This is a genomic window from Hassallia byssoidea VB512170 (genome assembly GCF_000817785.2).
GTDB lineage: Bacteria > Cyanobacteriota > Cyanobacteriia > Cyanobacteriales > Nostocaceae > Hassallia > Hassallia carrinoi.
Map to the genome: position 1 here is coordinate 1 of NZ_JTCM02000046.1, position 19,273 is coordinate 19,273.

At 40.5% G+C, this 19,273-nt stretch carries 16 protein-coding genes, 2 pseudogenes and 1 riboswitch; of the genes and pseudogenes, 13 read left to right on the forward strand and 5 right to left on the reverse strand.

Going from position 1 to position 19,273, the window contains the following annotated elements; genetic code table 11:
* The coding region (locus tag PI95_RS36050) for a GxxExxY protein (RefSeq protein WP_236117113.1) at positions 1 to 252 on the forward strand (252 nt) is incomplete at its 5' end.
* A gap of 180 nt (positions 253 to 432) precedes the next feature.
* Here PI95_RS36050 and PI95_RS19160 read toward each other — a convergent pair.
* Together PI95_RS19160 and PI95_RS19165 are read right to left on the reverse strand one after the other, a co-directional pair.
* On the reverse strand, positions 433 to 2,391 hold the full coding sequence (locus PI95_RS19160) for an NACHT domain-containing protein (protein ID WP_052324634.1): 1,959 nt from the start codon (positions 2,389 to 2,391) through the stop codon (positions 433 to 435).
* Between the two features lie 260 nt (positions 2,392 to 2,651).
* On the reverse strand, positions 2,652 to 3,074 hold the full coding sequence (locus PI95_RS19165) for a hypothetical protein (RefSeq protein WP_039737389.1): 423 nt from the start codon (positions 3,072 to 3,074) through the stop codon (positions 2,652 to 2,654).
* 721 nt (positions 3,075 to 3,795) lie between these two features.
* Here PI95_RS19165 and srmL point away from each other — a divergent pair.
* Positions 3,796 to 4,797 (forward strand): PheS-related mystery ligase SrmL, encoded by a 1,002-nt coding sequence (gene srmL / locus PI95_RS19170; RefSeq protein WP_039737391.1) that lies wholly within the window; start codon positions 3,796 to 3,798, stop codon positions 4,795 to 4,797.
* 156 nt (positions 4,798 to 4,953) lie between these two features.
* Here the strand turns inward: srmL and PI95_RS19175 are convergent, their stop codons facing one another.
* Positions 4,954 to 6,213: an FGGY-family carbohydrate kinase gene (locus PI95_RS19175; RefSeq protein ID WP_039737392.1), complete on the reverse strand. Its 1,260-nt coding sequence runs from the start codon at positions 6,211 to 6,213 to the stop codon at positions 4,954 to 4,956.
* Positions 6,214 to 6,382: 169 nt separating this feature from the next.
* Here PI95_RS19175 and psaM point away from each other — a divergent pair, with 169 nt between their 5' ends.
* From psaM to PI95_RS19205, 6 genes and pseudogenes are all read left to right on the forward strand, one after another.
* The gene (gene psaM, locus PI95_RS19180) at positions 6,383 to 6,481 is read left to right on the forward strand and encodes a photosystem I reaction center subunit XII (RefSeq protein ID WP_163519007.1); all 99 of its coding nucleotides are present in this window, start codon (positions 6,383 to 6,385) and stop codon (positions 6,479 to 6,481) included.
* Between the two features lie 340 nt (positions 6,482 to 6,821).
* Positions 6,822 to 7,229, forward strand: a complete 408-nt coding sequence (locus PI95_RS19185) for a slr1601 family putative cell division protein (RefSeq protein WP_039738222.1) — start codon at positions 6,822 to 6,824, stop codon at positions 7,227 to 7,229.
* Positions 7,230 to 7,963: 734 nt separating this feature from the next.
* On the forward strand, positions 7,964 to 8,995 hold the full coding sequence (locus PI95_RS19190) for a CobW family GTP-binding protein (protein ID WP_052324692.1): 1,032 nt from the start codon (positions 7,964 to 7,966) through the stop codon (positions 8,993 to 8,995).
* Positions 8,996 to 9,022: 27 nt separating this feature from the next.
* Positions 9,023 to 9,719, forward strand: a pseudogene (locus PI95_RS19195) (FAD/NAD(P)-binding protein); the annotation flags it as partial.
* A pseudogene (locus tag PI95_RS19200) lies at positions 9,713 to 10,111 on the forward strand (metallophosphoesterase family protein); the annotation flags it as partial. The pseudogenes PI95_RS19195 and PI95_RS19200, both read left to right, overlap by 7 nt.
* A 167-nt stretch (positions 10,112 to 10,278) precedes the next feature.
* Positions 10,279 to 11,022, forward strand: coding sequence for a metallophosphoesterase family protein (locus PI95_RS19205; protein WP_039737393.1), 744 nt, complete (start codon positions 10,279 to 10,281; stop codon positions 11,020 to 11,022).
* 186 nt (positions 11,023 to 11,208) lie between these two features.
* On the opposite strand, the gene PI95_RS19210 is transcribed toward PI95_RS19205, so the two are convergent.
* Both PI95_RS19210 and PI95_RS19215 read right to left on the reverse strand, forming a co-directional pair.
* The gene (locus PI95_RS19210; RefSeq protein ID WP_039737394.1) at positions 11,209 to 11,757 is read right to left on the reverse strand and encodes a protein-tyrosine phosphatase family protein; all 549 of its coding nucleotides are present in this window, start codon (positions 11,755 to 11,757) and stop codon (positions 11,209 to 11,211) included.
* A gap of 158 nt (positions 11,758 to 11,915) precedes the next feature.
* Positions 11,916 to 12,089, reverse strand: coding sequence for a hypothetical protein (locus PI95_RS19215; RefSeq protein WP_163519006.1), 174 nt, complete (start codon positions 12,087 to 12,089; stop codon positions 11,916 to 11,918).
* A 101-nt stretch (positions 12,090 to 12,190) separates the two neighbouring features.
* On the opposite strand from PI95_RS19215, the gene hemB reads away from it, so the two are divergent.
* From hemB to PI95_RS19240, 5 genes are all read left to right on the forward strand, one after another.
* On the forward strand, positions 12,191 to 13,189 hold the full coding sequence (hemB, locus tag PI95_RS19220) for a porphobilinogen synthase (protein WP_039737395.1): 999 nt from the start codon (positions 12,191 to 12,193) through the stop codon (positions 13,187 to 13,189).
* Positions 13,190 to 13,288: 99 nt separating this feature from the next.
* Positions 13,289 to 13,434: riboswitch (cobalamin riboswitch) on the forward strand.
* Positions 13,435 to 13,701: 267 nt separating this feature from the next.
* A complete protein-coding gene (locus tag PI95_RS19225) occupies positions 13,702 to 15,750 on the forward strand; it encodes a TonB-dependent receptor plug domain-containing protein (protein ID WP_052324635.1) in 2,049 nt (682 codons plus the stop codon).
* A 112-nt stretch (positions 15,751 to 15,862) separates the two neighbouring features.
* Positions 15,863 to 16,735 carry a (2Fe-2S) ferredoxin domain-containing protein gene (locus PI95_RS19230; protein ID WP_039737396.1) on the forward strand — a complete coding sequence of 291 codons (873 nt, stop codon included), beginning with the start codon at positions 15,863 to 15,865 and terminating at the stop codon, positions 16,733 to 16,735.
* A gap of 79 nt (positions 16,736 to 16,814) precedes the next feature.
* On the forward strand, positions 16,815 to 18,026 hold the full coding sequence (locus PI95_RS19235; RefSeq protein ID WP_039737397.1) for an ABC transporter substrate-binding protein: 1,212 nt from the start codon (positions 16,815 to 16,817) through the stop codon (positions 18,024 to 18,026).
* Positions 18,027 to 18,121: 95 nt separating this feature from the next.
* Positions 18,122 to 19,180 (forward strand): iron chelate uptake ABC transporter family permease subunit, encoded by a 1,059-nt coding sequence (locus PI95_RS19240; RefSeq protein WP_039737398.1) that lies wholly within the window; start codon positions 18,122 to 18,124, stop codon positions 19,178 to 19,180.
* Positions 19,181 to 19,273 lie beyond the last annotated feature (93 nt).

Here is a 19,273-nt window from a genome sequence, read left to right on the forward strand (position 1 = left end):
AATAAAGAACCCCACCCCGCATTTGAAGAGCGCAAACGCTCCCCTCCCCGCAAGCGGGGAGGGGTTGGGGGTGGGGTATTAGGGAATGAGTGCAAGAGGTCTATTGAATTGAAAGCCGTTCAAAACCTAGCCCCCATCCACGAATCTCAAGTAATGTCCTACCTGAAAATGACCAAACACCCCCTTGCCCTCCTCATCAACTTCAACGTCCCCATCCTCAAACAAGGCATCAAACGCATTATCCTCTTCTAATCTTCTCTTGGCGCTCTTGGCACCTTGGTGAGTCCAGCCCCCGTCTTCTCCCAAGGGGAGACGCTAAAAGCGAAGGCGGTTTCCGTCACGATGGGGGACTGGCGAACCCAAAGGGCGGTTCGTTCTTACTAAACTTAATCAATTTATTCATATGTATATTTTGTCTTTTTATCAAGATGATTAAATACTCATGTCAGCAAAGTGGTCGAGTAGCAAGCGGTGGATAAAACGATAGCGACCACCGATTTGTTGGATAATCCGACGTTCTGCCGCACGACTAAGGAATTTGGCATAATTCCAGGGAATGTAGTGGTTATACCGAAGTACCAAGCGGAGGGAAAAATGTTGTATACAGGCAAGTCCACCACCATACAAAAATGCCAGAACAACTATCAAAGCTTGAGAACCACTTAAAATTATAGTGACTTCAGTTGCTGAAATAAATTGAAGTAAAAATGGTTTTAACCAAATTTGTCCAAAGAGAAAAATAAAGCTAAATAAAATTGTCAGCACAACCATATTTTTAGCAGAAGCCCTAATACCTTGATTGGGAATTGATTTGTTTACAATCTCTCCTTTTAGCCCAGAAATTAGCCCTAAAATCAGCCCTAAAATCAGCCCTATAATCAGCCCAAAAATCAACCCATAAATCAGCCCAGAAATCAGCCCTATAATCAGCCCTAAAATCAGCCCTATAATCAGCCAACCAATAAAACTTTTAATAAATTTTATGAATGTCGTAACTGTAAATGAAAATTGAATTGTTTCCACCATTTCAATACTACTTTGCCCAATAATCAGCCCTATCAGCCCAAAAATCAGCCCAGAAATCAGCCCAATAATCAGCCCTATCAGCCCAAAAATCAGCCCAAAAATCAGCCCAAAAATCAATCTTTGCCGACGATTCTGCAACCAATTCGGCTGCATATTCTCAATTAAAAACTCCGTTTGTGTTCCTCGCAATCGTTTCGCTAAAAACACCAAAAAATGCATAATCTTCTTGCGCTGTGGTTCCCCTTTCCCTACAGGCAACAACTCAAATCTACGCTCAATATAGGCATCAAATAATTCTTCCTTCGTCTGTATTGCCCTTCCTTGATAGGCAACCAACATCATCGACAATAACAGAGGAGTCCTTGCCAACTCCAAAAACTCCGCATTATTTTGAATACTTTGCCACAAATCCCCTCGCTGCAACTGAGTTAAATAATTTTGAATTTGTCCATCTAATAATTCTTGCAAACATACCGCACCATGTAACCTCGAAAGTATTTCCTCCCCCGCAAGATATTCCTCCTCCCGACAGCAAACCACTAAATCCCGCGTTGCATCTTCCTGCAAATATTGATTAATTGCTCGAATACATTTTCTCTGTTTTTCCAAACCCAACTCATCCAACCCATCCAACAACGGTAAAATCTCACCCTGTTGTAACCAAACCCGACTTATCCCTGGTGCGAGGTTATATTCCTGCTTGATTTGCAAAATCATCCAATCTAAAATACTCACACTATCATCCCGCCAAGTCGAAAGCTCAAAAATCATCGCTATCGGTTGATTGTTGTCCTGTTTGGCTATATCGAGTAATTCCTTTGCCAAATTCAACAAAGTCGTAGTTTTTCCGCCTCCCGGTTGCCCTAAAATTAATAAACGTCCGCTAATATCACCCCGTCGCAATACATCCACCATCTTGTCGAGTACCTGGGGCTGACTCGTAGTATTGTTAACCGAGACTGTATACAAAGTTTGTAACGGCTTTCTACCAACTTGTTGGGGTTGTTCCTCCCGCATCAAATCCAGCATCAACAAATTATGCAAGGAATCGTCCAACCGTTGTTTTACCTTGGTTGCTTCCGCTTCGAGTAACCTGGGACGAATTGTCGGATCGATATTTGCAGGTGCATCTTCCGGTTGTTGCTTTATTTGCTGGTAGGTGAGCCAGATAAACACCAGCCCGATGATAATAAAAGCAGCGATCGCAATCTTGTTTTCAGCGAAGATTTTTGCAACATCCTGGGAATTCTTTGCTTGCAGTAAATCTTTCAGCGCTGGTAATTGGTTGCTGATATAGCCAACGATAAGGGTAGCGATCGCAATACTAATAGCTAAAAATGCTGGTTTTTTAAGCAGCTTTTTCATGTAGGAGACTCAAGAGCAGAGCTTACTTGGATTAATTATTACCACATTTCTCTATTAGTACCCTTTGAGTTAAGCATATTTCGAGAATCACTGATTTATTTATGCCCTAAACCCCAATACTCACTAATTACGCACTTCGATCGCTGATACTTTGTGCGATCGCCAAGTGCGTAATTACAGCTTCTCATCAAAGCGATGTCTACGAAAAGCTCGCCTACGCAAGATTTGCACTTTACAAAATTTGTGTCATAGTGTGCATCCTAGCTTGTCGCTACTCGTTTGTTTCCATTTCTGTTACCGTCTACACTGGCAATAAATGACGGTTGCTGTGAACTAGAAGACTCACCTCGCAGTCCTTTGCGGCGTTGGGTCTTAGGAACTCCTCCCGCCATGCCATATTCTATACTGCTTTTGCCATATTTAGCACCAACTCCCATCAGCATGTGCTCTGTCATATCTCCCAATTCACGCTCTGTTTGGAGCATTTCACTGTACAATTTATCCACGTTAGAAAGGGCGCTGTTGTATGCGTTCTCCTTAGTTCGCATCGTCTCAATTAGAGTTGAGAAAGCTCTTAGAGTGAGTCCATTGCCCACATCTAAATTTCGCTCAATTGAGTTCATACCAGCCGCACGCCGCACTGCTTTTTCTAACACCGGAGAGCTTCTTTTTCTACGCGCCATAATATACACCTTGTAACATAGTACCGTTAACATTCTTTACCTTAAAAAATATCCGTACGATCAGCCTGAGAGAATTCCGGCAAATCTACAACGGCTTTTGCTACAAGCGATCGTTGTTATAAATGCGCGAATTACTGAAATGAGAAAGCATTTAAGCCAAATGAATAAGCAAACTCCGGTTTGCTTGCGGAAAACACTAAAATGAGAAAGCATTTAAGCCAAATGAATAAGCAAACTCCGGTTTGCTTGCTGGAAAACACCTTTAGGAGAAAGTAATTAGGCATTTTGAGAAAGATTAATTTTGGGGGCTGCGAGATGCCCGACGAAAGGAAAGGTGGGCACTCTGTACGATCGCATTTCTGATGATGGGGTTGATATAGGCGATCGCACGCTTCGCAACTGTGTCAAATAAGCGATGTAGCAGCGACAAGAAGCAGTAGATGCATTTCAATAAAGGAAAATAGAAAGAGATGGTTGTGAAACAAAAATTTCAGCTTGACAAATTAAATAAAATGTGATTCAAGCATATTTATTCGAGCTAACTCTTTTATTTAACCTACAATTTACTACTCATCTGCACCATATCCAAGTTATCCAGGCTATTAAAAAGCCATATTCACGTTAATTTAGGAATTTTGAATAAGCGCATGTAGTATAGTTATAATACAAAAACATTTAACGAGAGGCAAAAAATGAACCACCTGGACTTCTAAAACCGGACTTGACGAACCCGGCAAATGGCATTCATGTCATAAATCTTATCGTCTACAAAATAGCCGAAGTTCTTCAAGCGTCCGGATATGCACAACCAACAATTTGGCAATCTTCTCCTATCACCACAGTCGCCAATAACTTCGACAAGCTTTATATCCCTGCTGAAAGTTTGTCTCGTTCCCCAAAATACACGCGCTACCTTAGTGATGGTAGGCTGTTAAGAACTCACACCAGTGCAATCATACCAGAGTTACTTCCCCATTTAAAGGGGGAACAACTGATTATCCACCCAGGTATCTGTTATCGTCGCGATGTGGTGGATAAACGCCATGTGGGTGAACCGCATCAAATGGATGTTTGGTTGATAAACTCATGTAACGTCTCTACAGTTAAATTCATCGAAAGCATTCTTTATGCAGTTCTTCCAAACGTAACTTACCGCTTGAATGAAACCGCACACCCCTACACTCGCAATGGTGTAGAAATTGAGGTGTTAGTTAATGGTAACTGGTTAGAAGTTGGAGAATGTGGGGAAGTTCACCCAGGTTTACTGCAACCAGGTTACAACGGTTTAGCATCAGGTTGGGGATTAGATCGTTTGGCGATGTTAATAAAGGGGATAGATGACATTCGCTTATTGCGAAGCACCCATCCCCAAATTGCTAACCAAATGACGAACCTGGAACCCTATTGTTTGGTGTCCAATCAACCCACTATCAACCGAGATATGTCGATTGTCACCCGGAGAGATACTGAATTAGAAGACATTTGTGAAAAGATAATTGAGGTGTTGGGTAATGATGCTGAACTATTAGAGTCAGTGGAAATATTAAGCGAAACTGACTATCAACAACTTCCCGAAAAGGCAATTCATCGCTTGGGTATCCAACTTCATCAGAAAAATCTTTTAGTGCGGATGACTCTGCGAAGTTTGCACTCGTCAATTACGAATCAACACGCTAATATCTTACGCGATTTAGTTTATCAGCGAATTCATCAAGGTGAATAACGCAAGTAGAAAGATACTCTCGTTCTCTCGTTCCCACGTTCCACCTGGGAATGCCTACAAGTGGGCTGCTGCCTCCTGTATGCTAGAGGCAGAGCCTCTAAGAATCTGTTCCCAGGCTGGAGCCTGGGAACGAGTGAAACTCCTAACTCCTAACTTTTAACTTTTAACTTTCTCCACTCCTCGCATCGCTAAAAGCGCTGTCCCATAGGCTGCTTGCGTATTTACCGAATACGGCATGTCAACTTGCAAACATTCTGCTCTCATCGCCGTCCAAGTGTCATTTGCCGCACCACCTCCAGCGGTGTAAACACGCTTTAACTTATCTGCTCCAAGCCGCTGTAATAATTCATACGCCCGCGCCTCTATTCGTGCCATACTTTCCAACAACCCATGTAAAAATTCCACCGGATTATCTGGACGCGGTTCTAATCGCGGTGGTAAATTCGGGTCATTAATTGGAAAGCGATCGCCAATTTTCAACAACGGATAATAATCCAACCCGCTTTCTTCTTCTAAATCAATTTCACGACTGTATTTTTCTAACTCAGCATCCGTGAAAAATTGCCGCAACACTGCACCCCCAGTATTGGAAGCACCCCCAGTTAACCACAAATCCCCTAAACGGTGGCTGTAAATTCCATACCTTGCATCTTCAACGCGAGTACGACTCAACAGCTTTAACACCAGCGTCGAACCCAGAGAAGTCACCGCATCACCGGGTAATTTTGCACCACTGGCGATAAAAGCGGCGATACTATCAGTTGTACCAGCACATACTAAGCAATCTTCTCTTAAACCGAATTTAGCCGCAATTTCTGGAAGTAATTGAGCGATCGCACTCCCAGGAGTTACTACTTTTGGTAGATGAATTGGTATTTGCAGTTCTTCTAGCCATTCCGGGTATCGAAAATTTTCCACGTCATAACCCAACTTCAAAGCGTTGTGGTAATCGCTTATACCCAACTCCCCATGCAATAAAAACGCCAGCCAATCTGCCTGATGCATGAAATATTTAGCTTCTGTGAAAGATGGTTGTAAAGACATCCACAGAAGTTTAACTAAGCTGGAAGTAGCGCTTAATACGGTATGATTTGCGGGTGCGACATTTTGCAAGCGTTCCAGCATGACTGCACCCCGCGCATCATTGTACAACAGCGGTGCGTCTACGGGCTTTCCAGCGGCATCGCACAGCATGACGGTAGAGGAAGTTCCATTGATGGCGATCGCCTTTATTTTAAGGCGCAATTCTGAGGGGATTTGTTCTAACAAGGTAAACAAAGCCGTTTGCCAGCAAGTCGTCTTACCTTGATTTGACATTTCCCAAGGATACCGCACCTCTGAAAGTATATTCCCTTCAAAGTCAATCACCACAGCCCTAGCACCAGAAGTCCCAAAATCGATACCCAGATAAAACATATATTAATTTTTTCTAAAAAAGCTTGACTTTTGACTTTTGACCTTTGACCTTTGACCTTTGACTTTTGACTACTTTTTGTAACAAGTTATTCCCCAATCTTGGCAAAACAGGGAAAAGTAGTAAACGAACCGATCAAAATTCCGATTCTATTTGGAGGATTCGATAGAGATGCATATATCAGATGTTCAAGTCTACATAGCTCTAGTTGTGGCGCTGTTTACAGGGATTCTGGCTTTGCGTTTAACAACAGAACTTTACAAATCTTAAGTTGCCTGATATTGGGACTGTAAATTAGGGATTAAGAAAAAATACCATAAATTTTTCATCATTAATCCCTAATCGCTAATATCCCCATCTGCCATCCCAGGCAAAGTATCAAAAAGCTAATAATCCTGGCAGTACGAAAGCAGTTTCCATCTTGCGGCTTGATACCGTGGATTGTCGGCAACTGACTACTTACGTTTGCCAGGTTTATTTTTAACTATTAACATACGTGTAGCAATCTCGAAAAAATGAAGTAATATGACAGCTAAATAAAACCGTAATTAGTCTTGGTTAGATTTTTACGGTCAGTATGACAGCAGAGCGCGAGGTTATTTTTAATACTATGAATGCATTTCAACCTTCCAGACCCCCACTAGAACCTATACAAAAACGTCGGGTTGCTCCAAGACCACGCCGACATCTAAGACAACGTTCTTATCAGGTAATGGCATTGGAAACTACGGTAAAAATAGGGGTTAATGTTGTCATTTCAGTCGCCGCAGCATCTGCCTTGGTACAACTTTTGCCTTACCATTGGTTACAGCAAGACAAATTAAGAGAAATTGGCACTGAAGTCAAGTTGATGGAAGTACGTGTCAACACTTTAAACACAAAATTTAGCCGTAACTTCGATCCGCGCGAAAATAAAACTATTATGCAACAACAATCTTATCGATTTGACCCCAGCCAGCGTCAGGTCGTGATTATAAATAAAGATGGCTCAGAAGTCGAACAATTACCTGATCGCTAATCACCAACAGTTAATAGTTAATAGCTATTAGTTTTAAAACTATATAGTTATTATCTATTAGCTGTTAGTTCAATATTATTGCTTTGTTATTATTAAAAATTAGCAAATTGTTTGGAAATTACTTGCACCCACATCAACTTATTTTTTCTTTCACAAGCAAACGCAATTTAAGTATAATATGCTATGCGACGTGCTTTGAAAATTAATAGATTTTTGAAATACACGTAGGGTCCGGCTTAAAGGAGTGTGGATGTTCCTCCCCCTTTAGAGTCCGTTGTGCGAGGACGAAGTCCGTAACGCACCAAGAGCTATTGATGGTGCGTTAGGCTCTGAAGAAAGCACCCTACAAGACTACTAAGTATAATATGCGACGTGCGGCAAAATGAATAGACACGCTCTATTAGACATAAAAGTCGTAGGGACAATTCATGAATTGTCCCTACAAAGGAATTCGGGCAACGCATAATTGTTTTCCACGACGTTTGTCTATTGCACTTCGGTCTCATCTAAAACGATCGCAACTTTTTAGCAATCCCTAGCATAAAGCGATCGCTATTACCCTAAACATCGCATATTTACATCATTTTACAATTTGCGGTTTTTTAGTTACAATGATAACCGTTATCATTAAAGTTCGGCATTCGCTTTTGCAACAAGCGATTGATGAAAAGACTCGTTTATCACTTCCAGAGTACAAATTTAACTCACTACACCTAAAGGAAAAAGCAGGAAATATGACTAACACAGCGATTAAAACCCAAACTGATACTGAAGTACTCGACATTCCTAAGCAGGGAATGCCAGTCACAATTATTACAGGATTTTTAGGTAGTGGTAAAACCACGCTGCTTAACCAAATTCTCAAGAATAAGCATGACTTAAAAGTTGCCGTCCTCGTCAACGAATTTGGGGACATTAATATAGACAGTCAGTTGCTCGTATCAATGGATGAAGATATGGTAGAACTGAGCAATGGCTGTATTTGTTGCACAATTAACGATGGCTTAGTTGATGCTGTTTATCGAGTTCTAGAACGAGAAGATAACATCGATTATCTAGTGATTGAAACGACTGGTATTGCCGATCCACTGCCGATTATCCTTACCTTTCTCGGTACAGAACTTCGAGATTTAACTAAAATCGATTCTATCATAACTGTGGTAGATTCCGAGGCGTTTACCCCAGAACATTACGAAAGTGATGCAGCATTAAAACAAATAACTTATGCAGATGTAATTCTGCTGAATAAAACTGACATCGCAACTCCAGAAAAGTTGGAGGAATTAGAAGCTTATATTCAGGATGTGAAAGGGGGAACCAGAATTTTGCATACTAGATATGGGGAAGTAGCGTTACCTTTAATTTTAGATGTGGAGTTGACTCCAATAGATGAGTATACTTCTAAAGTGTCAGAAGATACTCACGAGCATCATCATCATCATGACCATGAGCATCATCATCACCATCACTCCAATCATTTAGAAAATGATGGATTTGTATCTGTATCTTTTGAAAGCGATCGCTCTTTTGATATCCACAAATTTCAAACATTTCTCACCGAACATTTGCCGCAAAATGTCTTTCGTGCTAAAGGTCTACTTTGGTTCAGCGACAGCAACTTAAGACATATTTTTCAACTTAGCGGATCGCGTTATCAATTAGATGCAGATGAATGGAAAACTCAGCCGAAAAATCAATTGGTTTTGATTGGTAAGCATCTGGATAATAGCAAAATTCACTCTTTACTAAACGAATGTTTAGTATAACCTTGTAATGATTATCATTATCTACAAATGGAAAATACTCCGCCGTCCTTACCGAATAAAATTGACTTAGCAATTATCGGTGCTGGTCTTCATGCATTAACATTGGTAACTCACTTGCTGCAAAAGCGGCAAACTATGCAGGGTAAGTTTCTCGTGTTTGACCCTAGTGGTAAGTGGATGAGTCGGTGGCAACATCAATTTGCGGCTTTGGAAATTCCCCATTTGCGTTCGTGAAACGTGCCGAAGGCAATCGCCTGCCGTTCATCATCCCGACCCAAATCATTTTGGCTTGCGTAAATTTGCTGAGAATCGCTCAACTGAATTACACGTACCTTATGATTTACCGGGAACTCAGCTATTTGCAGATTTTTGTCAGGATGTAATTCAGCGCTTTGCATTGCAACAGCGAGTAATTCCCGGTTTGGTAACTCGCATTGAACCTTTGCCTCACCTAATTCATCCTCGCTTGCGTTTGTGGTTGCAAGATGGACAATCAATTATTGTGCGGCGGGTGGTACTGGCAACCAATAGCGCTAAAATTCAGATACCCGATTGGGTAAACCAAATTGAGTCAGCGTATCCTGAAGATAGACTTTGCCACTCAAGCCCCGTAGATTTACGCAAGTTAACCTTAACGGGTGAAAAAGTATTAATCGTCGGTGGTGGGTTAACCAGTGGACACTTGGCTGTAGGTGCCATTTCTCGTGGTGCAAAAGTTCACTTGTAGCATTAGAACGAGTACTTTCTTCAGGGGCAGATGTACTATTTTGCGGTCATACTCATGTTCCTTATGTCCGTACTTTAGATGCGGGAAACTTACAAATTCGTGTTAAAAGTGAAGGCAAAGAACAGGAAATTAGTTTTAACGCACCTTTAAAGCGAATTGTCAACGTTGGTTCAGTGGGAGAACCCAGACATGGGCGATGTTTGGCAACTTATGTAATTTATGACACCGAATCTCAACAAGTAACCCTGCGAGAAGTTCCTTACGACTACCAAAAAACTTGTGCAGCGATTATCGGAAAAGGCTTACCAGCAATTTTCGCATGGCGTTTAGCGCAAGGCTTAGAATATGCAGAAAAAGCTGACGATCCGACTCATGTTTGTAATCGGTAATGGGGAATGGGGAATGGGGAATGGGGAATGGGTAATGGGTAAGTAGTATTTTAACAACCATCAACTATCAACTATCAACCATCAACCATCAACAAATATCAACTATCAACCATCAACCATCAACAAATATCAACTAACAACTAACAACTATCAACTATCAAAATAATATGAAATGGGCGATTTTAAGTGGAATCGAAGGTAATCTAGCGGCTTATGAAGCTGTGCTGGCAGATATTAAACGTCAAAGTCGCTCTTATGAAGCATTGTATATTCTTGGTGATTTAGTCGGACCAACACCAGAATCTGAAAAATTGGTAGAACGGGTGCGTAAACCCTTCAGGGGAGAATTAGAACCTCTCGTTTGTAAGGGATGGTGGGAAGAGCAATGTTTAATTTTACACGGTCTTGGTGCTAATGGAGAACCGACTGAGTTGTTAGAGAAATATGGAGGAGAAACGGTAAAACTATTATGGGAATCTGTTTCACGTCAGACAGTGCAATGGATTAGAAACTTAGATTTTGGCTTCTTTGAATTGGATTGTTTATTAATTCACGGAACAAGCGTATCTGTGAGCGAAAAATTAACACCTGAAACTTCGCCAATTATTATGTGCGATCGCCTGTCCCGAATGCAAGCCAATAACTTATTCTGTGGTCGTTCTGGTTTATCCTTTCAATACCAACTACAAGCAGGTTCCATCACCACAGCAGTTACTACCCTCGATAGTCAAGCTTATAGTAAAACCATAAAAATGACCCAAAGTCAAATTATTGGCGTAGGTAACGTAGGACGCACTCCTGGAGAAGCAACCTACACCCTCTACAACCCAAACGCAAATCAAGTCGAATTCAAAACTGTGCGCTACGGGCAAAGCAAAGGTTTTGCAGTCAACAAAATTAAAGCAATTTAAAATTAGATAAACACGTAAACAGTGCAAATCCGACAAACACCTATAGCAATCCTAAATAAAAGCGTGAAACTCTCTCCTTCCTCTTCCTCTGTGCCGCGCCAGTCGCTACAACGGGGGGAACCCCCGCAACGCGCTGGCTTCTCTGTGTCCTCTGCGGTTCGTTTCTCAAAAGCCTTTTTTCACAAATCAAATAGAACTGCTATAAATAGCGTCACGACAACTATCCAAAAGTGCGTTGAGTTTCCTTTTAACTTTCCACGGATTTCGACCTATTAGCAAAGCCACAATCACAGCTTCATCAGGATTTCTCCCAGTCCGCTTCACAGACGCGATCGCATCAAAATTAGATAACCCTCGACTGTAGACTAACCAAGCAGCAAGTACATGTCCCGTGCGTCCAACTCCACCAGAACAATGGACAACTACTTTCTCACTTTCTTGATTTGCTATGGCTAAAAATGGTAAGATTTTATTAGTCAAAGTTTCCAACTCAGCAAGCTGGAAATCCTCAATTGGTGTCCAACATACTCGCTCCATACCAAATTCAGACTGATATATCTCTAGCAGATTTTCATAACGAGCCAACTGAGAATTTGAAAGCAAACAACAAACTCGTTGAATGCCTTGTTGCTTCATAAAGTTAATCCAATCAGAAACTTGCTGCTGAGATTTTCCAGGCTTCGCTGCACCGAATACAATCATCTCATTCTCGTCAGCCGCAGCAAATTTGTACATATTGTGCATTCACATTTCCAACAATCATCCTTCTTTGTAGATGCGACCTGCACGCCCATCGACGAACATAGCGATCGCCAATTTTCAAGGGACCAGATTTGTGCATCTGGACACCGAGCTTCAAGACGCATCGAGGCACTGACTTCATTGATGTCGATTTACCATGCACCCGTCTCAATGTCGATCGCCACAATCTTACCATGATTGCCTGCAACAAATGCGCGATCGCACGCTCGAAAAGTAGATTTCATCACCGCGTCTCGCAAATTCTTCTTTGCTGTAGCGGGGTTGTCGTACTGCCATAATCTTGTTCGGTTAAGCGTGAATGGCATCAAAATTACTTCTATTTTATTTCATGCTGCTAACTAAAACCAAAAATATTGTATGATAACGATTATCATTATACTCAAGCAAAAATCACGCATCCAATCCCATGTCATCAGAAATCACTACTACCACCCCAATTCATCGTCCCCGTCGTCTGCGTCGCACTGCTACCCTACGTCGGTGCTGTGTGGAAACTACGCTGACTGTCGATGACCTAATTTATCCCATGTTTGTGATGGAAGGAGAGGAACAGAAAGTTGAAATCGCTTCGATGCCTGGGTGTTACCGATATACTTTAGATTTGTTGCTCAAAGAAATAGCAGAAGTTTATCATTTGGGGATAAATGCCGTTGCCTTATTTCCCGTCATCCCAGAAGCTAACAAAGACGACACTGGCACAGAAAGTTACAACCCAGAAGGCTTAGTACAACGAACAGTCAAGGCAATCAAGCAAGCTGTGCCAGAGATATTAGTAATTACCGATATTGCCCTTGACCCTTTTACTACCCACGGTCACGACGGCATCGTTGATGAAAACGGCGTAATTCTCAACGACCCTACAGTAGAAGTTCTGGTGAAAATGGCAGTTTCTCAAGCCGCTGCCGGGTCAGATATGGTCGCACCTTCTGATATGATGGATGGTAGAATCGGGGCAATTCGCAAAGCATTAGATGCACAAGGTTACATCGATGTGCGAATTCTGGCGTACTCTGCAAAATACGCTTCCGCATATTACGGACCATTTCGGGATGCATTAGATTCGGCACCCAAGTTTGGCGATAAAAAGACGTATCAAATGGATGCGGCAAATGCCAGAGAAGCTATCAAAGAAGTTGCTTTAGATATAGCCGAAGGTGCAGATATTGTTATGGTAAAGCCTGCCTTAGCATATTTAGACATCGTTCGCCAAGTTAAAGATTACACGAATTTACCTGTAGCTGTCTACAACGTTAGCGGTGAGTACGCAATGATTAAAGCTGCGGCTCAAAATGGCTGGATTGATGAGAAAAAGGTGATTTTAGAGACTTTAACCAGTATGAAAAGAGCGGGTGCTGATTTGATTTTGACTTACTTTGCTAAGGAAGTGGCTTTAATGCTCAAATAACATCCATTTTAGTAAGAATATTTCTTATTAATTGAGGGTGTAAAATTCTAGCGATCGCCAAATTTGAAAAAATGTAGTGTAAATGTGAATAAAGTGGTAAGCTACTTTGATGCGATCGGTTCTGATGGAAAGCCATCAGACGCAAGGGGGAAAGTTCGGTGTAAATCCGGCACTGTCCCGCAACTGTGATGAGACGTGGAATCTAGCCTCAGAGTCAGAATGCCCGCCGATAGTAACATTAAACACACATCTGCGAGGTACGGATGATACATCAGAATTTTCGATTTGCAAGCTACAGGTATCAGTTCCAATTCAGGCATTACTTCCAATCAAATACTGTTTTGATTTGTTAAGAATTATTCTTATTAGTTATTTAGTGTCTTGGTAATTATGCTTTGAAGCATTAAGACACTAACAGTCATTATCGTCATAAGTCTGCTTTATCGAAAGCAGATTGAAATTTTGTTTGCGAATTAGCCGAATAACCTTCTTAACTCACAGCGAGGAGTCTGATGTATACTTTTCGTGCAAATATTTATTGGGAATTTTTCTTAATACTCAACTTGATAGCTATATCTACAATATTCAACGGGGGGAAGGTTTCTGCACAGAATACCCCATCAAATGAAATACCGACACCGGAAAAAGAAGCAGACATTGAATTAAACGTCATCGACAAGCTACTGAATCAACCAGTCTTCTCTCCCTTCCGTACTGAAGGGACAGTGAAAGACTCAACCCGTCCTGTGTACGTGATTACAGGTCAAGAAATCGAAGCGCAAGGTGCTAGAAATGTCCGAGAAGCGATACGATTTCTTCCCGGAGTTCTTCCTGATGGAACCGTTGGTACGGAAGTTCAAGCATTCAGCGGTCAATTCATTCGTGGTTCTAACAGCAGTCAAGTCTTGATTCTGTTGGATAGTAAACCGATTAATAACCTGGGTTCCGGTGGGTTTGACTTGTCAGAAATTCCCAGCAATATCATCGAACGCATAGAAGTATTACCGGGTGGTGGTTCTACCTTGTATGGTTCTGGTGCGATCGGTGGGGTAATCAATATCATCACCCGTCGTCCGACAGACAAACCCACTACCGAAGTCAAGGTAACTGCTGGTGCTTATGGATTGAATCAGCAGAGTATCCAAACTACCGGAAAAGCTGGGAATCTGGGATATTCTATCGGGTACAACCGCACTCAAGCTGAATACAATTATCCTTATTCAATTCCGGAAGCAAATTTTGAGGGAACAAGAAAGAATAATGATGTTCTTGCTAACAATTTCAACCTCAAACTCCAAGCAGATTTAGATAAGCGCAATACCCTGACATTTTCCGCGCTTTATTTGGGTAAAGAACAGGGAATTCCCGGAGGTGTCCCCATTCCCCTACCTAGATTTGGTCAGGGATATTTTAACAGCTTGACTGACAATAATCGCAAATACACCGACCAAGTTCTCACAGATTTAACTTGGAATTCTAAACTTGGACAAGGTGAAGATTCGTTACTTACCGCCAAATTTTACGCTGATTTTATCAACAGTAAATCTGAGAATCTGACATTACCAGCTTCATCCCAAAGGAGGTTTGATAATCAGCAAGATTCCTATGGAGTTCAAGTTCACCACAACTGGAAATTTGCCAGAAATCAAACTTTAACTTATGACTTTGATTATCGCAGCGTTGCCGCAAAAAATAGCACCTTCAATTATTCCACAAATCTCAACAGCATTACCTACAACGATAGTATTGAGCAAGGTGCAATATTTGCTCGTTATGAAGTAGATTTAACACCAAATTATAGTCTTAACTTTGGTTTGCGACAAGATTTTAGCAGCTTAACTAACGGTTCATTTACCTCACCATCTGTCGGTACAAAACTTGCACTTTCTGATACCACCATCCGCGCTAACTATATTAGAAATTTTCAAGCACCCAGCCTTTTCAACTTATACGCAAACGGTGGTACTTATGTAGGCAATCCCAATCTTAAACCAGAAAAAGGTGATAGTTACGATATTGGAATTGACCAAAAATTAGGTAAATTTGGCTTGTTGCGTTTGACTTATTTCAACAACACCATCTCTGACTTAATCGCTTATAACTTCGCAGTTCCCGTAGCGACTTACGAAAATATTGGCTTAGTCCGCACACAAGGAATTGAGGCTTCATTAAATCTGCAATTAGCCAATAATATCTACGCATTTGTGAATTATACGGCAAATGACCCCCGGATTCTCGAAAGTACAAATTCTGCGGAGGAAGATAAAGAATTAAGATTTGCCGATGCAGATAGTATCAATGCGGGTATTTCCTATGAGAATTATAAAGGATTATATGCAGGGTTCCTCATGCACTCATTAGGTGCATATCCGACGAATAACACCAACACTGAATCACTATCAGGGTACACAACATTTGATATAAAATTGCGAATACCTTTGAGTGAACAATTAACAATTAATGGTAACGTAGATAATATCTTTGACCAAAGATATCAGTTATTTGCCGGCTATCCTGATGCGGGGAGAGTTTTTCAAGTCGGATTTCACTGGAAATTTTAAGTTGTTTTTACTTTTTCTCATGTTTTAGCAAAGAAATTGTCATAAAAACTCCGCGTTACTTTGCGCTTACCTTAGCGTCCCTCTGCGTTTAAATCTTCTCCTTGAAAAAATCATGAATGAATTCCAAACCTGGGTAACACCATTAAACAACATCGTCACTGAAACTACTTTGACTGGCTGGAAAATTGAATACGAACACTTTGATTGCAATAGTGATACTCTCGCTTGTTTACTTTACACTTTATTCCAAGAAAATTGGCATCAAGTAGGGTTAGGACATATCGAACAAGGTAGCGTATTAGAATTAGAATTTCACGAAGCACCAAAAAAATGCGTTCTTTACGATGGATATCTGACAATCATCGCTAATGATTGGCACTTTCATTTATGTATTGAAGAAAATTTCGGTGGTCCAAATTCGGAAACACCTATAGAACTACGACAACAACGTTTAATTAATAAAGGTGCATTTTATCGTCGTCTTAACCCTGAAGGAACACCAAAAACATGGGGAATTCAACTTTGGAATGGTGCGGGAGAACAAGCGATGACAATTTTCTTACCCAATCCTTACGTTGAAGATGAAAATCTCTTACCTGAAGGGAAAGCTAATTTTACTAAATTAGAACTTTATCACGAACTTAGGGACATTTATGTATTAGGTAAAAAATCGATACCATTTGATAAAAATCCACTCAAATGTCCTTATATTGCAGTTTGTACTTCCGGACGCTGTTACCCTTCCCGAAATTGGCAACCTATATTTGAAGCGTTAAAATCAGCACTAACCAAAGCAAAGTTAAATATTGATGTGAGAACTTCTGGTTGTTTAGAAGTTTGTCAACTTGGTCCTGTAGTTTATCATTCAGTTGATAGAACTTGGTACACTCGGGTTAAACCAGAAGTAGCAGAAATAATTGTTAATGAACATTTAGTTCAAGGTAATAAAGTTACTCAACATATATATCCACCAGATTCGGTTTAGGAATTATCTCACGCAAAGTTTTCTCAACTTTTAGTGTTGAAAACGGGAGAAATTTTTACTTAGTACATTCTTTCATATAATGACTTTAAAAATTTGCCTAGGTCAATGGAGTATCTTTTTTTCTTTAATTTTATGTGTAGCTACTTTCATCGTCTCCTGTAACAATATAATCAATCCTCCTGAGAAATTAGCAGATGCAAAAACTTGCCGGCAAAACTATAATCCAAATACTGATTACTTCCCGAATAAGTTGACAGTGAATTACGCCATCGGTTTTACTGTAGAATATAATAAAAATTATAAACTTATTACCGTAAAAAATCCTTGGCGCGATGCTAAAACTAGTTTTCAATATGTTTTAGTGCAATGTGGGACACCTGTACCAGCAGGGTTTGATAAAAGTCAAATAATTACTGTTCCCGTAAATTCGGCTATCTCGCTTTCCACAACTCATCTACCTCACTTTGCTAAATTAGGAATAGCCGATAAACTACTTGCTGTCAGCGATACTAAAAAAGTGAATACACAAGCAGTACTTGAGAATATCAAAGCAGGAAAAATCGCTGAAGTCGGGAGTAATGGTAATTTGAATATTGAGCGAGTTTTAGAACTTAACCCTGATGTAGTGATAACATATGGTACAGGGAACCCTCAAACAGATAGTCATCCCAAATTGTTAGAAGCCGGTTTAAAAGTAGCGATAAATGCTGAGTATATGGAAACTTCTCCGTTGGGACATGCGGAATGGTTAAAGTTTACGGCTTTATTGTTTAATAAAGATGAGATTGCAGAGAAAGTTTTTCGAGAGACATCGCAAAAATACAAAGCTGTAGCTGCAAAAGTAAAATCTCTCAAAAAACGTCCCACCGTCTTTACTGGATTTAACTTTAAAGGGACTTGGTATGCACCAGGATGTAAAAGTTATGCTGCCAAATATTTAACTGATGCAGGTGCTGATTATCTTTGTGTAGATAATTCCTCTGGTAGTATACCTTTATCGTTTGAAGATGTATTTGCACGCGCTATCAAAGCAGATTATTGGTTAAATGTTAGTCAGTCATGGCAAACTTTAAAAGATGCAATAACCGAAGATAATCGCTATGAAGAATTCAACGCAGTTAAAAAGGGTAATGTTTATAATAATAACCTTCGCGTAAATTCTAATGGTGGTAATGACTATTGGGAAAGTGGAACTAGTAACCCCGATGTAGTTTTATCCGATTTAGTCAAAATTATGCATTCAGAACTATTACCAAATCATCAACTAATTTATTACCAAAAATTGAATTAACTCTCTTTCTTCTCTTCTCTGCGTTCTCCGCGTTCTCTGCGGTAGCCTGCGGCAAGCCACTTCGTGTCTACGTTTTCCTAATTCTCAACAATTTAATGCCCAAAATAAAAAATAAATTTAAAACCCATATCCCTGTAATATTCCTCGGTTTAACTAGCATATTAATTCTCGCATTTCTACTCGATATTGCCTTTGGTTCCGTCCAAATTCCGCTCAAAGAAGTCATCACCATCTTACTTGGTGGAGAATCTTCCCAACCCACCTGGACAAATATTATCCTCAAATTTCGTTTACCTAAAGCATTAACTGCAACCTTTTCTGGTGCTGCTTTAGGTGTCAGCGGTTTACAAATGCAAACATTATTTAGAAATCCATTAGCAGGACCATTCATATTAGGAATTAGTTCTGGTGCTTCCTTGGGAGTCGCTTTAGTTCTCCTCACCGTTAGCGCAACTGGTGGAGGTTTATTATTCAAAAATTCCGGGATACTCGGTGATTTAAGTTTAGTAATAGCTGCTTCTTTTGGTGCTGCTGTCGTGTTGGGAATAGTGTTAATTGTCTCGCAGCGGGTATCAGATACAATGACGTTATTAATTTTAGGATTATTATTTGGTTACGCAACTTCTGCCATTGTGAACATTTTACTAAATTTTAGCGATCGCACTCAAATTCAAAGCTACTTAATCTGGACTTTTGGTAGTTTTTCCGGTGTCACTTGGAGACAACTAACAATCCTTATACCCATAATCATTTTCGGTTTATTAATAGCATTATTGCTATCTAAACCTTTGAATGTTCTAATTTTAGGTGATACCCATGCTCTCACTCTCGGTTTAACTGTCCAACAAGCACGATTCTGGATTATTACCAGTGCCTCTATCTTAGCAGGAGCGATTACTGCTTTTTGCGGTCCTGTGGCATTTTTAGGTGTAGCTGTTCCTCACTTATGTCGCAGTCTATTAAATACTTTAGACCATCGGGTGTTGGTTCCAGCAGTCACAATTATGGGTGCAATTTTAGCATTAATTGCAGATTTACTAACGCAATTTCCCGGAAGTCAAACAGTTTTACCTTTGAATTCAGTTACTGCTTTGATTGGTACACCGGTGGTAACGTGGGTGATTTTGCATCGGAATTCGCGATCGCACTTGTGATTTATATAAGTTAGGACTTACGCAAAAATCGCTTATAATCTTAATTTATCGAACCGCCAAGACGCCAAGAACGCCAAGGAGTAAGAGTTTGAG